The sequence below is a fragment of the Collinsella sp. TM04-29 genome, assembly GCF_003466565.1.
Lineage (GTDB): Bacteria > Actinomycetota > Coriobacteriia > Coriobacteriales > Coriobacteriaceae > Collinsella.
Window position 1 is genome coordinate 77,510 of sequence record NZ_QSPW01000003.1, and the last position, 12,903, is coordinate 90,412.

The window sequence follows — 12,903 nt, forward strand, 5'->3', positions numbered from 1 at the left end:
GACGGGCTGGTCAGCTTTTGGTCAGCGATTGGTTTGACATCGAAAACCAAGATTGCGATTGCGCCGCTTTGCACTCTGGCCGCCCAGACAATGGTGGTACGGGCATTCGCCCGGCACTGCCATGAGAGGAGCGGCCGTGAACAAGAGCAAGCGCATCGCCATCAGTTTGGTCGCGGGCGTGCTCGCTGCTCTGCTCTGCATGGTTTACGGCTCGTCGATCCGCTCGCAAGCCGAACAGGTCCAGGCTGAGACCTTGGCCAAGTACGGTGGCGATCGCGTCGAGGTATGCGTCGCGGCGCGCGATATCGATGTGGGTGAGACCCTCGATGAGACCAATGTCATAACCCAGGAGTGGCTGACGAGTCTGCTGCCGCGTGACGCGGCGACCGAGCTACGCCAGGTGCGCGGCGACGTGACGACTTCGCGTATTCCCAAAAACGCCGTGATCTGCAATGTCTACACCAAGGCCGAGAGCCACATGCTCGAGGTGCCTAAGGGCAAGGTCGCCGTTTCGGTGGCGGTCGATGCCGAGCACTCGGTCGGCGGTGCTGCGGGCGTGGGCAGCTACGTGGACGTGTACGTGCAAAAAGACGGCGTAACCGATCGGCTGTGCGGCGCGTACGTGATCGATACCAGTGAGGATTCCGGTTCCACGCGCGAGGGCAAGATCGAATGGGTGACGCTGGCGGCTGACCCCGAAGACGTCAAGGAACTGCTGGGAGCCTCGGGCAAGGGAACGGTCAGCTTGACGATTCCCGCCACGGCGCGCGGCAAAAAGAGCGGAGGCGACGAGTGATGAAGGCGATCTGGCTTGCGTGCTGCGCGTGCGGCGATTACGGGCTGTTGCAGCGGGAAGTCGAGGGCCGTGATGTGGGTGCACAGGTGCTTCGCGTGGGTGACCTGGACGGGCTGGTTTCCATGGCGCGGGCGTTTCCGTCGCGCCGCGGGGCTGCCATCATCGCGGCGTCTCTGTTTGATACCGAAGATGTGCGCAAGACTGTTGCGCGCCTGACGGCCGAAGGCCGCGTGAGTCGCGTGGTCGTGTTGATAGAAGCGCTCGATCCGTCGGATATCGAGGGGCTGTTTCGCGCGGGGGCGACCGAGGTCATCGCTGCGCACAGTATATGCGGCAACGGGCGTGCGGGCGAGGGAGCGGTTGATTCCGATCGGCGCATGACGATTGAGCCCGATGCTTTTGTTGATAGGGAACCCGGGGCGCCTCGCGCTACAAGAGGCCCGCGTGTTGATGATTATGGAAAAGCGGAAGCCGAGCATGGTCGGCGCCCCCGGAACCCCCTTGTATGCGATGACGCTGGAGGGCCGGCGCAGCATGCTGGCGACTCCCCGGCTGTAGATATGGGATACGTGCACGGCGTGAATCTGGTGGATGAACTCGACGAAGTTGAGGGCTTTGCCGGGTGCGGCGAGTTGTCGCTAATGCAGCATGAGCAGATTGCGCAGAACGAGCCTGCCTCGCAGACCGAACAAGCTGCCATGCCGGCTTGGACGCAGCGTGTGGTTGCGGCGGGGGAGACGGGGGCGCTGCCACCGACGCCCGCCCCGCCGCCTCCGATGCCGCCGGCAGACGCTGCCGCTCCGCCGCATCGAGCTCCGGTCATCTGCGCTATTTCGGGTTCGGGCGGTTGCGGCAAGTCGACGATCGTTGCCACCATGGCACACACATCGTCGCTGTTGGGCTTGCGTGCCGCCGTGCTCGACCTGGACCTGATGTTTGGAAACCTTTACGACTTGTTAGGCGTCGATGCTCCGCGCGATATGGCGGCACTTATCGAGCCGTCGGCGGCGGGCACGCTCACCGAGCCGGATATCGTAGCCACATCGATGCGCGTGGCGCCGGGCGTTACGCTCTGGGGTCCCGTCGCGGCGCCCGAGCAAGCTGAGCTCATGGCGCGTCCGGTGGAGCTACTGCTTGATGTTCTGCGTCGTGAATCCGACGTGGTCTTTATCGATACCTCGGTCTTTTGGGGCGACGCCGTGGCGGCTGCGGTGGCGGCGAGCGACCGTTGCCTGGTCGTTGGCGATGCGGCGGTGTCGTCCGCGACATCGGCGTCGCGCGTCATCGAACTGGCAAGTCGAGTAGGTGTGCCGCGCACGCGCATGAGCGCCGTGTTCAACCGGTTCGGTGCGCGCGGGGCAGACGAGGACGTCGCCATGCGCTTTGAGATTGCCTGTGCGTTGAGCTCCAAGATTCGTATCGCCGATGGCGGGCAGAATCTCGCCGCGCTCATGGCGTTTGGGCGCGCTGACGAGGCGGTGGGGCAGACCAGTGCTTTTGCGACTAGCATGCGCGAGGCCACGCGCGAGATGCTCGTGGAACTGGGGTGCGCCGTCGGCCCTTGGAGCGATATGGTCGCCGACCGTGCAACGCGTACCGAACGCCCGCGTATCCGCCTTCCCTGGTCGCGCGAGGGTGATCAGCGATGAGCCTGCAAACGAGGATTAAGGCTGCCGGCGCTGCAGCGGCGGCAGCGCCTGTAGATGCGGGGCGTCGCCGCGCGGTGAAACGACGCACCAAGCGCGCCGTGATGGACCGCATGGGTTACGACGAAGTGGCGCGTATCAGCGCCTATATCGACCCGGCACTTGCCCGCTCGGAATTGCGTCCTGCGGTGGAGGCGGCGCTCAATGTTGAGGAGCCGACCGATCTCGCGACGCCCGAGCGCGAAACCATCATCGACGAGATTTTGGATGACGTGGTGGGCTTGGGGCCGTTGCAGCCGCTCATCGAGGACGACACCGTTACCGAGATCATGATCAACGGCTGCCGCTCGGCTTTCTTTGAACGCGGCGGCGTTTTGTACCCCATCGAGCATGCGTTTGAGGATGATGAACAGATCCGTGTGCTTATCGACCGCATCATCTCGCCACTTGGCCGCCGTATCGACGAGCGCAGCCCCATCGTCAACGCCCGCCTCAAAACGGGCTATCGCGTCAACGCGGTGATTCCGCCTGTGGCGATTGACGGACCGATTCTCACCATCCGAAAGTTCTCGGACCGTATCTGCTCGCTGGACGAGCTTGTGGGGCTGGGGTCGCTGCCGCTTTGGTATGCGCAGCTGCTGTCGTGCGCGGTGTCGCTGCGACAGGACCTGGCGGTTGCGGGAGGCACGGGATCTGGTAAGACCACCCTGCTCAACGCGTTGTCATGTGAGATTTCCACCGGCGAGCGCATCGTGACGATCGAGGACTCTGCCGAGCTCAAGTTTGCGCATCATCCGCACGTGGTGCGCCTAGAGGCGCGCGAGGCTTCAATTGAGGGTGAAGGCGCGGTGACGATCCGCGACCTGGTAACTAATGCCCTGCGCATGCGCCCCGACCGCATCGTGGTGGGCGAGGTGCGCGGTGCCGAGTGCTGCGACATGTTGCAGGCCATGAACACGGGCCACGACGGGTCGCTCACCACACTTCATGCGGGTTCAGAACAGGAGACCGTGGTGCGTCTGACGTTGCTTGCACGTTATGGCATCGACCTGCCGAGTGAGCTCATCGAGGAGCAGATTGCCATGGCGCTCGACGGTATCGTGATGTCCGAGCGCCACGCCGATGGCAGGCGCTTCGTCTCCTCGTATTCGGGGGTGCGACGCGCCGCATCGGGCGGCGTAGAGCTCGAGCGCTATGTGACGTTCGATGCCGCCGAGCGCACCTGGACGCTTGACCGCGAGCCGCCGTTTATCGCAGAAGGCCTGCGGTCGGGGACGCTCACACAAGAGGAGGTGGACGAATGGAGATCGCTGTGCCCCTCGTCGTAGGGGGCTTGGCAGGGCTTTCTGTCGCGACGGCGTGCGGGGCGGAACCTCGTGTGCCGCAGGTACCGCCGGCGGAGCTGGCACGTCAGGCGCTCGAGACGGTGGCAGAGAAGCTGCCGCGTGAGCTGGTGGAAAACGATCTGCTGAAAAAGATCGCCCGTTCGTGGGCATCGCTGGCTCCGGCGCATCGCCTTGGCCTCGTGATCGAGGATGCTTCGGGATGTTTGGCGTTTCTGCTGCTATCGAGCGGTGTCTGCTGCGTTTTACTAACGATGGTGTCGTTATCGCCCCTCGGATTTGCCTTGGGACTTGTTGCTCCGTTTGCCGTTGGTGCCGCTCGGGATGGCTTTGAGAGCCGGCGCGAGCAACACGATGCAGAAGAGGCAATGCCCGAGGCGTTTACCGCACTTTCCATGTCGCTTGCCTCGGGACATTCGCTGGCCCAGGGCATGCGCTTTGTGGGCGCTCATGCGCAAGAGCCAGTGCATAACGAGTTTTTGCGGGTGGCGGCGGCGATCGATTGCGGCATCTCGGCGACCGACGCGCTCGATGACTTGCTCGTGCGTATCGACGCCCCCGGTCTTTCGCTTGTGACCTTGGCGCTTAAGGTGTCTCAGCGCACCGGCGCTCCGCTTGCCGACTTACTGTCCGAGGCGTCGAGCATGGTGGGGGAGCGCATTGAGCTCAAGCGCCGCCTGGATGTTAAGACGTCGCAGGCTCGCATGTCTGCGCATATGGTCGCGGCGATGCCGGCGGGCATGTGCGCGGTGTTGGCGCTGCTTTCGGCAGATTTTCGTCGCGGTCTTGCGACGCCTGCCGGCGCGGGCGCTGTGGTGCTGGGTCTTGCCCTCAACGCCGTTGCCCTGGTGGTTATCCGGCGCATTATGCGGGTGGAGCTATGAGCGCCCCGGTTGCAGTTGCGGCTTGCCTGTGCGCCCTGAGCGTATTTGTCGCGACGGGGTTGGATCGGGCGGATGCACGCAAGGTCGCAGGGGCCTGCAAGCGCGAGGCGGTGCTGGTCGCTGCCGCGGGTCGCTCGGTGGTCGATGCTCTGACCGCGCGAGTGAAGGGCGCGGTTGGAGCGGGCGGCCCGGCGCGAGTGTCGCTCGGCGAAGTGTCCGAGATGATCGATGTTGTGCGCTTGGGTCTTTCGGCCGGTCTTTCGTTTGATGCGGCGCTTGAGATTTTCTGCGCCAACCGCCGGTCAGTGCTGGCTCTTCGCCTTGAACGCGCCTGTATGGCGTGGCAGGTGGGCGTGGGCACGCGTGAGGACGAGTTGTTGGCCGCCGCGCGCGACCTGGACGTGCGAGCGCTCGAGACCTTTGCCATCACGGTGGGGCAGGCGCTCGCCCTGGGTGCCCCACTTGCCGAGACGCTGGCCGCTCAAAGTCGCGAGATCCGTGCGGCTCATCGCGCCGCGGTCGAGCGCGAGATCGAGCGTGCACCCGTCAAGCTGCTGATTCCCACCGGCACGCTCATCTTGCCGGCGTTGCTTCTGTCCATATTGGGCCCGCTGCTGGGAACAGGCGGGATGATGTAGGGAGGAATACATGAACACGATGACTGACGCTGCTGGCAAGGTCCAGGGCTGGGCGTTTTGCCGGGCGGCACATGTTCGTCAGCGCGCCAAGGAACTATTGCAGGAGGAGAGTGCACAGGGTACCACCGAGTATGCCATCTTGGTCGGCGTGCTCGTGGTGATCGCGATTATCGCCATCGTCGCATTTAAGGGCAAGGTCCAAGATCTATGGAACGCTATCAGCGAGGGCATCAACAGCCTGTAGAGGGCGAGCGCCCCATCGGGGTGCTGCTGGTGTTTGCTTGCCTGACCGTGGCGATAGCGGTGGTGCTTTGGGGGCTTAACGCCGCGCGGCAGCAGCGTCCTGGGACCGCCTCCGATTTGGGCTCAGATTCGGCGGTGGCGTCTCAAAAAGATGAGATGCGAGATGCGGACGATTCGGATGTCGCTGTCACGGCGCAAACCTTTCTGCGGGCGCTCGACAAGCGGTCTGGCACTGCGACGGATTCGCCTGAGGGCAACGCGATTGCGGTCCGGCTTGCATGGTCCGAGGACCGACCGATGACCGAAGCGGCAGCGGATATGCTGCGTGCCTATCGCGAGGTACCCACGGCACAACTTGCTCTGAGCGGCTATCTCGATATCAAGGGCAACGTGTGGGGCGCTATCGTGCGCGACGGACGCGGCTGGGTCGATATGGTGACGGTTGCCGCGGATACTGGCGATGCTTCGTGTCGTCTGCGCGCCGTGCGCCTGGTCCCGCAAACAATAAACTCAAAGGAGGGATCGTGAAATGCATGGCGTTCTGCGTGAAGAGGTTGCCCAAGCGACTGTGGAATACGCCATCGTCACGGTGGCGCTGTTATCGATCGTGCTGGCGATTGCGGGACTTTGGCGTGCTGGCACCGATGGGCGCTTGGCGGCGCTGGTCGAGCGGGCGGCATCCCATGGCGTTGCCTCGATGTCGGTTATCGACGCCGCTGCGGGCGCTAAGGACATCGCGTTGTATTGATATCGCGTGCGAGGACCGGGCGCAGTCTACGGTCGAGGCCGCTTTTTTGCTGCCGACGTTTCTGACGCTCATCCTTCTCGCACTGCAGCCGGTGTGCCTGCTCTATACGCGCGCGGTCATGGAGTCTGCCGCCGCCGAGACCGCGCGGCTCATGACCACGACGACGGCGGAGGACGACGATCTTAAGGAGTTCACCCGCCGCCGGCTTGCCGCAGTGCCCAACGTTTCGATCTTTCATGCCGGCGGGCCGCTGTCGTGGGATATCGAGCTTGGCCGGGCCGGTGCGGGTGGCGTCTCGTCCGTGTCCGTTTCCGGCGAGGTCAAGCCGTTGCCCGTGATCGGTGCGTTTGCGCAGGCTATGGGTGGTGCCGCCGAGGGCGGCTACGTTGAGCTCAAGGTCGATGTCTCGTATCAATCGCGTCCCGAATGGCTGGAGGGAGATTATGATTCGTGGATTGCTACATGGGATTAAGCGTTTCTGGTCTAGACGCGTTTTGACGCGCCGTCCGAGCTGCCATTGCAAGCGAGGCGGCTTTATGGGTCGAGCCGGTGTCGATCTGTTTATCGAAGACGGCGCCTATACCACGCTTTCTTCTGCCGTGGTCATCCTAGTGGTGCTCACATTGTTGTTTTCGTCGACCGCGGCGATATGGAGCATGTCGCGTGCCGGGGACACCCAGGTGGCGGCCGATAGCGGCGCGCTGGCGGGTGCCAACGTAGTGTCGTCCTATCACACGGCTGCCACGGTGGTTGATGCGAGTATCTTGAGTCTGGGGCTGGCGGGGTTTGCCACGATCGGGACGGGCCTGGTCGCCATCCTCATCCCGGGTGCCGAGCCGGTTGCCGGCAATATGGTCGACACCGGGATCGAGATCATTAAAACGCGCAACAAGTTTGCCAAAAGCGCATCGGAAGGCTTACAGAAAATCGAGACGGCTCTGCCGTATCTGATCGCCGCGCGTGCCACGCAGGCGGTGTCGGCGCAGGATACCGATAGTGTGACCTATACCGGTACGGCGCTTGCCGTGCCCAGGACATCCGAGTCGGACTTTGCTGCGCTCAAAGGGTCAGAGATCTCGACCGATACCATTAAAGACACATCAGATGATTTAGAGCGTGCGGCCGAGGAGCTGCGGAAGGCCTCGGAGGAGACGGCGAAGGCAAAGGAGCGCGCTTGGCTGGCGGATTGTGGTGGGTCTGACAAGGGCTCGGTCGGCAGCTGTTCTTGTATGTGGGAGCGCGCAAAAAGCCTAACGGATCTTTCCGGTGTTCAAAATCCGCATTACTCATCGAGCGTTACGTGGGAGCCTCAAGTTGCCCTTGATCGCGCGAAGGACTACTACCATTGGCGTCTGACAAATGAGAAGCCCCAGGGCTCGAGTGTCGAGATGAAGGCAGAGTCTGCGGCGCGTAAGGCGTTTTATACCTATGCGAACGCGGAGGTCGATCGGGCATATATAACCGAGAACGGAGACAGGGTTTCCTCCTATATTCCGCTGCTGCCGCGCAACTCTGATGAGGTTCGGGCGACGGAACTCTATACCGATGCGGTGTGGCCGACTAGCGTAAACGATGACAAGGCGTATCTGCATTACGGGACGACCTGCCCCAACTATAAGAAAGGGACGCCGAGCGGATTTGCTTCGGTTGCCGATTACGATGGACAGGATAAATGCAGCAAATGCCATTTTGGCGTTTTGTCGCTTGGTGCTGTTGCGGCGCCTTCAACCTCTATCGAAAACGGCTTCGAGTATCACTTTGACAAGTTTAAAGACGCCCTGGAGGACTACGTCGACTGTCGCAACAAGGAGCTCGAGCTCGAGCGTCAGACCGAGGACGAAGCCGACCGTGCGGGCAATGCGTTCGATACCGCCATCAAAGAACTTTCCGGTGAGCGTCCGCGTATCGCTCCGCCCGGTCGCAACGGCGTGGTTGCCTTTGCGGTTTCGGGTGCCATCTCGAGCCCCGATGAGCTCAACTCTTCGTTTAACACGGCAGTCAGGCTTGGCGATCGCGGTGCCATCTCTGCCGCGGTGCTGGCGCCCGATGGGGCGACGGCGCAAAACAACGTGCTTTCGCGATTTTTCTCGACATTGAAGGAACGCTCGGGTGGCGTTGCCGGCGTACTCGATGGCGTCATGGATGTCTGGGGACGGCTGCTTGTGGGATACGGAGACATCCAAGGTTCGGCCGACGAACTTATGGACGAGATGATTAAAGGCCTAGGAGGGGGCAGCGGCGCGTTGGGCTCCATCGCATCGTGGCTCGGCGATACCGTTTCGGCGTCCGTGGCGGCGTTGGGTCTGGAGCCGTGCGACTTGCGCCTGCGAAAGCCGGTGCTGACCGATTCCGCCAACGTCATTAAGAGTCCGGGGTCTGACATTGCTGGTTTCTCTCAAGCGCAAGACAAGCTGCGAAGTATTCCGTTGGGCGTGACCGATCCCAAGGCGCTTTGCGAGGCGTTGGAATATCAAGTCGAACGCACCATTAGCGGCACGGTGTTCACGCTTGCGGAGATTCCTCTGCCCGGCGGCGGCTCCATCCCGCTCACCGTCGATGTCGCCACGCTGGTTGGCGCTCTGGGCGGTGGGTCGTAATGAGTATCCGCATGCGTCTGCGCGAGGAGCGCGCCCAAGCGACGGTGGAGATGGCAGTGGTTACGCCCGTTTTGCTGGTGTTGGCACTCATCGTGTACAACGTCATGATCTTTGCCAGCGCTGTCGCGCGCTTCGACCGCGTGGTGCCCGACATCGTGTTGGCGCACGCCGTGGCGTCGGAGGGGGAGGGCGACGAAAGCTCTGCCGATGCCTCGGCGACGGTTCAGACTCAAATTCTGAATGCCATGGAAGGCTATGGCTTGCAGATCGAAGTGTCGAGCGAGCAAGGCGCGGAGGCATCGGATGGTGGCCTGCTCTCCCTATCCGGTACGTTTAGGACCTACACCTGCACCATGCACTATGAGCCGTGGCCGACTTCTCTCAGCATCGCTGGCGTTACGCTGGGGGCGCCGACAACGTTGTCGCACGAGCGCGCGGTGACGGTCGATCCATGGCGTCCGGGGGTGGTCATGTGACCGCGGTCTCGTCCTACATCGCGTACGCGCGGGCGCTCAACAGGCTGGGTTGGACGCCGGCCGAGTTTGCGGTGGCGGAGTCGTTTGCCGTGCGCCTGCGCGGCATGCTGGGACGGTGTCCGGTTGCCGCCAACGGTCTGCCGCTCGTCATGGCGTTTCCACGCTGCTCTTCGGTCCATACGTGTTTTATGGCCTATCCCATCGACATCGCCTTCATCGATCGCGACGGCAATATCCTCGCGCGCTACGAAAGCGTTCGTCCTTGGCGCACGTGCTCCTGCCCCGGCGCCTGGGCCGTACTAGAGCGTCCTTCAATCATTGTTTCGATCCCTGCTCTCCAACGCGTGCCGGCTTAAGAATTGGCGACAGCGGACTTTCGTCATACGAAATTGGGTAAGATGGAGGAGAAGATGCATGGATGTTGAGATCCATCCCAACGCTAAAAAGCACCTGACGGAAAAGCAGGTGCTTAGCGCTTGGCTTGCGGTTACTGAGTGCATTCGTCGCGAGTCGAAGGACGAGCCGCCGAGATGGCTTGCGATTGGATGGCTCCCAGACGGACGAAGCGTGGAGCTTGTCGCGGTCGAGCTTGTCCGTGGGTGGCTTATCATTCATGCCTTGTCTCCAGTCCAGAAGAAATTTTGGCAGGAGATTGAACAGGCTCGGCAAAGGGGTCGATGATGGGCAAGACGTATACGGCCGCTAATGGTCAGGTTGTAACGGATGAAATGATTGACGCGTGGTGCGAGTCGTACGAGCGCGGAGAGTTTCCGGATGGCGAACACACCGTTGGTGGGATCGTGCATGGACGGCCCCCACTCTCAGGTGAGGGGACGGCAACGCTGTCGGTCAAGATTCCTCTGGGAATGAAGGAGGCCATTCGTCGACGGGCGGCTGCCGAGGGGATGACGCCAAGTGAGTTTGCCCGTGCGGCTCTGAGCGAAAAACTACTTGCGGCCGGTTGATGCTTCTGACGTGCCGTTCTATAGGATCGAGGTCGTGGCCGATGTCGCGCGCAAAAACTTTTTTAAAATTCTCGGTTGACCGGAGCGTGTCCTTGGTTATACTAATCAAGCCTTGAAACAAGGCACACCTCAAATGGCTGGGTAGCTCAGTTGGTAGAGCAGAGGACTGAAAATCCTCGTGTCAGGGGTTCGATTCCCTTCCCCGCCACCTTGAATTGACTAGGACCTCTGCAAAGGGGTCCTTTTCTTTTACCGAGGGCTCCTGCGGAAACTGCATCCCGGAATTTGGCTTCAGAGCGGGATGCGTTTTCCGCTTTGAAGCCGCTTGGGAAAGTGCGACCCGGAATGACGCTGGATTGTGGGTCGAGCTTTCCGGTTGGGTCTGCCAGCGGAAAATGCATCCCATTATTGAGCGGAAAAACGGGATGAGCTTTCCGGCGCGCGTGTGCATCTTGGCGTGTGCATCTCGGGTTCCGCTTGCCCGGACATTCCTCCCACTTTTGCGCCACTTTGTAGACCGTTCGGTCGCCTGTCCGCACGCGCGGGTATACTCAAAACGATACTTTTCCTATGCAATACGATGCAGGTTCGACCTGCGCGATTCGAAGGGGGCAGTGATGGAGAGGATTCTCGGCGTTAATCTCTCTGGCTGGTTTATTCCCGAGCCCTGGGTGACCCCGTCGCTGTATGCGGCGACCGGTGCATCCAACGCGGCGGAGCTGCAAGAGGCAATGGGCACCGCTGCCTATAACGAGCGCATGCGTCGCCATTACGAGACGTTTGTGAGCGAGGACGATTTTCGTCGTATGGCGCAGATCGGTCTCAACGCCGTGCGCCTGCCGGTGCCGTGGTATGCCTTTGGCTCGCAGGAGTCCGACGCTTCCTACATCTCGGTCGTCGATTATATCGACCGTGCTATTGAGTGGGCCGCCAAGTACAACATCCGCGTACTGCTCGATCTGGCGACTGTACCCGGCGGTCAGGGCGATTCCAACGATTCACCCACGACGCCGGAAGTCGTCGCTGAGTGGCATTCGTCCACCAATGGCCGTCACGTTGCGCTCGATGTGCTCGAGCGCCTGGCCGATCGCTATGGTGAGGCCGAGAGCCTGCTGGGCATCGAGCTGTTGGATACGCCGCAGATGAGTGTACGCAAGAGCCTCTTTACTGTGACGGACGGCATTCCGGCGCACTACCTGCGCAACTTCTATCGTGACGCGTACGAGCTCGTTCGTTCGTATATGCCCGAGGACAAGATTGTCGTCTTTTCCTCTTCGGGACACCCTGGCGAGTGGAAGCACTTTATGCGCGGTGCCAAGTACAAGAACGTCTACATGGACCTTCATCTGTACCATTACCGCGACGAGTATGCGCTCGACATCACGAGCCCCCGCGGGCTGACGACGGCGATTTCGCGTAACAAGCGCGAGCTTAAAGAAGCGATCTCGACTGGGTTCCCCGTGCTGGTGGGCGAATGGTCGGGTGCGGCGATCTTTGCCAACTCGTCGGTTACGCCCGAGGGGCGCAATGCCTACGAGCGCGTGTTTATCGCCAACCAGCTGGCTTCGTTTGCGCCGGCTGCCGGTTGGTTCTTCCAAACGTGGAAGACCGAGAAGCGCATTGCAGCGTGGGACGCCCGCGCGGCGCTCGGCACGCTCGAGCGCGGCATGATTGAATAGGTTGATATGACGCAAAACAGCGCCCATACGGGCAAACTCTATGTGGTCGGCACGCCCATCGGCAACCTGGGCGACCTGTCCCCGCGCGTTGGCGAGGCCTTTGCCGCCGCCGATGCCATTTGCTGCGAAGACACGCGTGTGACGTCGAAGCTGCTGATGCACCTGGGCATTTCCAAGCCGCTTGTCCGTTGCGACGAGAATGTGATCGCCAGTCGCGCCGCCGGCCTGGTCGACCGTCTGCTGGCGGGGGAGACCCTCGCCTTTGCCTCGGACGCCGGCATGCCGAGTGTGTCCGATCCCGGCCAGGCGCTGGTCGAGGCGGCACGTGAGGCCGATGTGCCCGTCGAAGTTATCCCCGGGCCCTCCGCTTGCGTCACGGCGCTCGTCTCGTCCGGCATTCCCTGCGAGCATTTCTTCTTCGAAGGCTTTTTGGGTCGCAAGCACGGCGACCGCGTGCGCCGACTGCAGCGCCTTGCCGTGGTGCCCGGCGCACTCATCTTCTACGAGTCTCCACATCGCATCGTGGCGACGCTCGAGGCCGTGGCGGAGGTCTTTCCCCAGCGTGAGGTTGCCGTCTGCCGCGAACTCACCAAGCTGCACGAGGAGGTCTTGCGCGGGTCCGCTGCCCAGCTTGCCGAGGAGCTGCGTGCTCGCGGCGAGGTAAAGGGCGAGATTGCGCTGGTCATCGCGCCGCCGAGCGAGGATGAGGAGGCCGGTATCGTGCCGGTTGGCGCCGCGGCAGCGGATCCCGACGAGGCCCTGCGCGAGGATATCCGCGCCGCGCTCGAGGAGGGGGAGCCCGCGTCTGCGGTGGCCAAGCGCCTGTCTCAGAAGTATTCGCGCCGCAAGCGCGATGTCTATGCCATGGTGCTCGATATGCAATAGATG

Annotated in this window: 16 protein-coding genes and 1 tRNA gene; all 17 read left to right on the plus strand. The window is 62.1% G+C overall.

Annotated elements, in window-relative coordinates:
- Nucleotides 1-136: 136 nt before the first annotated feature.
- A complete protein-coding gene (gene cpaB, locus DXD39_RS07105) occupies nucleotides 137-796 on the plus strand; it encodes a Flp pilus assembly protein CpaB (protein WP_233540904.1) in 660 nt (219 codons plus the stop codon).
- Nucleotides 796-2,445, plus strand: a complete 1,650-nt coding sequence (locus DXD39_RS07110) for a P-loop NTPase (protein WP_117803617.1) — start codon at nucleotides 796-798, stop codon at nucleotides 2,443-2,445. Before cpaB ends, DXD39_RS07110 begins: the two co-directional genes overlap by 1 nt.
- Nucleotides 2,442-3,770, plus strand: a complete 1,329-nt coding sequence (locus tag DXD39_RS07115; protein ID WP_006235095.1) for a CpaF family protein — start codon at nucleotides 2,442-2,444, stop codon at nucleotides 3,768-3,770. Before DXD39_RS07110 ends, DXD39_RS07115 begins: the two co-directional genes overlap by 4 nt.
- Nucleotides 3,743-4,669, plus strand: a complete 927-nt coding sequence (locus DXD39_RS07120) for a type II secretion system F family protein (RefSeq protein WP_117637388.1) — start codon at nucleotides 3,743-3,745, stop codon at nucleotides 4,667-4,669. The genes DXD39_RS07115 and DXD39_RS07120 overlap by 28 nt, the downstream gene beginning before the upstream one ends.
- Complete coding sequence (locus DXD39_RS07125; RefSeq protein ID WP_117803618.1) at nucleotides 4,666-5,307, plus strand: type II secretion system F family protein; 642 nt, start codon at nucleotides 4,666-4,668, stop codon at nucleotides 5,305-5,307. Before DXD39_RS07120 ends, DXD39_RS07125 begins: the two co-directional genes overlap by 4 nt.
- A 10-nt stretch (nucleotides 5,308-5,317) precedes the next feature.
- Entirely contained in the window at nucleotides 5,318-5,551 is a 234-nt protein-coding gene (locus tag DXD39_RS07130; protein WP_089572694.1) for a hypothetical protein, read from the plus strand.
- Nucleotides 5,515-6,078 (plus strand): hypothetical protein, encoded by a 564-nt coding sequence (locus DXD39_RS07135; protein ID WP_124785843.1) that lies wholly within the window; start codon nucleotides 5,515-5,517, stop codon nucleotides 6,076-6,078. The genes DXD39_RS07130 and DXD39_RS07135 overlap by 37 nt, the downstream gene beginning before the upstream one ends.
- Nucleotide 6,079: 1 nt before the next feature.
- On the plus strand, nucleotides 6,080-6,298 hold the full coding sequence (locus DXD39_RS10100; protein ID WP_006235089.1) for a hypothetical protein: 219 nt from the start codon (nucleotides 6,080-6,082) through the stop codon (nucleotides 6,296-6,298).
- On the plus strand, nucleotides 6,234-6,770 hold the full coding sequence (locus tag DXD39_RS07140; RefSeq protein WP_089572690.1) for a TadE/TadG family type IV pilus assembly protein: 537 nt from the start codon (nucleotides 6,234-6,236) through the stop codon (nucleotides 6,768-6,770). The genes DXD39_RS10100 and DXD39_RS07140 overlap by 65 nt, the downstream gene beginning before the upstream one ends.
- Before the next feature lie 64 nt (nucleotides 6,771-6,834).
- Nucleotides 6,835-8,895, plus strand: a complete 2,061-nt coding sequence (locus tag DXD39_RS07145; RefSeq protein ID WP_117803619.1) for a hypothetical protein — start codon at nucleotides 6,835-6,837, stop codon at nucleotides 8,893-8,895.
- On the plus strand, nucleotides 8,895-9,371 hold the full coding sequence (locus tag DXD39_RS07150; protein WP_117759589.1) for a TadE/TadG family type IV pilus assembly protein: 477 nt from the start codon (nucleotides 8,895-8,897) through the stop codon (nucleotides 9,369-9,371). The genes DXD39_RS07145 and DXD39_RS07150 overlap by 1 nt, the downstream gene beginning before the upstream one ends.
- Nucleotides 9,347-9,727, plus strand: a complete 381-nt coding sequence (locus DXD39_RS07155; RefSeq protein ID WP_117803620.1) for a DUF192 domain-containing protein — start codon at nucleotides 9,347-9,349, stop codon at nucleotides 9,725-9,727. Before DXD39_RS07150 ends, DXD39_RS07155 begins: the two co-directional genes overlap by 25 nt.
- A gap of 58 nt (nucleotides 9,728-9,785) precedes the next feature.
- On the plus strand, nucleotides 9,786-10,052 hold the full coding sequence (locus DXD39_RS07160; RefSeq protein WP_117736226.1) for a hypothetical protein: 267 nt from the start codon (nucleotides 9,786-9,788) through the stop codon (nucleotides 10,050-10,052).
- On the plus strand, nucleotides 10,052-10,336 hold the full coding sequence (locus DXD39_RS07165) for a ribbon-helix-helix domain-containing protein (protein ID WP_035137167.1): 285 nt from the start codon (nucleotides 10,052-10,054) through the stop codon (nucleotides 10,334-10,336). Before DXD39_RS07160 ends, DXD39_RS07165 begins: the two co-directional genes overlap by 1 nt.
- 135 nt (nucleotides 10,337-10,471) lie before the next feature.
- A tRNA-Phe gene (locus DXD39_RS07170) sits at nucleotides 10,472-10,544 on the plus strand.
- A gap of 409 nt (nucleotides 10,545-10,953) precedes the next feature.
- On the plus strand, nucleotides 10,954-12,015 hold the full coding sequence (locus DXD39_RS07175; RefSeq protein WP_117803621.1) for a glycoside hydrolase family 5 protein: 1,062 nt from the start codon (nucleotides 10,954-10,956) through the stop codon (nucleotides 12,013-12,015).
- A gap of 6 nt (nucleotides 12,016-12,021) precedes the next feature.
- Complete coding sequence (gene rsmI, locus DXD39_RS07180; RefSeq protein ID WP_117803622.1) at nucleotides 12,022-12,900, plus strand: 16S rRNA (cytidine(1402)-2'-O)-methyltransferase; 879 nt, start codon at nucleotides 12,022-12,024, stop codon at nucleotides 12,898-12,900.
- Nucleotides 12,901-12,903 lie beyond the last annotated feature (3 nt).